Below are 403 nucleotides of genomic sequence, written 5' to 3'. Positions count from 1 at the left end.
TGCCAATGTGGGGCCTTAGCTTCGGGATCATAAGCAAAAGGAAGCTGGTAGGTTAGAAAGTCACTCCCTTGAAAGGTCCGAAACCTCTGCTTACCGTCATTGATTTCGAGCGTTCCGTTCTGAAAGTTAATAAGTACCCTGCCGTTAACCGGTAGGGGCTTGTGCAACATAGCATCCGAATAAAATTGGGCAACCAGTTGGGCCTTAAATATGCACTCTTTTGCGTCGATGCGATTGACACCCATCTTTCGAGCGGCTTTGCCCAAAAAGGTTTCCAACTCACCTCGGTCCATCCTTTTCCAGTAGCAGCCGTTGTACACGTATACAAAGCCATTGTTCTGGCAGAGCCCCCAGTTGTTCCGGATAGCAGCCTTTTGAAGTTCATCAACAATTACAACCTTTT

Annotated in this window: 1 protein-coding gene; it reads right to left on the bottom strand. The window is 47.4% G+C overall.

The genetic code is table 11. The features are described 5' to 3' along the window. Positions 1 to 403 (bottom strand): hypothetical protein (locus tag ACLD7X_RS19410; protein ID WP_411425315.1); only part of this gene is annotated, 403 nt, incomplete at both ends.

This window comes from Aphanothece microscopica RSMan92 (assembly GCF_046613545.2).
Classification (GTDB): domain Bacteria; phylum Cyanobacteriota; class Cyanobacteriia; order PCC-6307; family Cyanobiaceae; genus NIES-981.
Note: the sequence above shows the minus strand (reverse complement) of the source record. Positions and strands in the feature narration are given on the sequence as shown.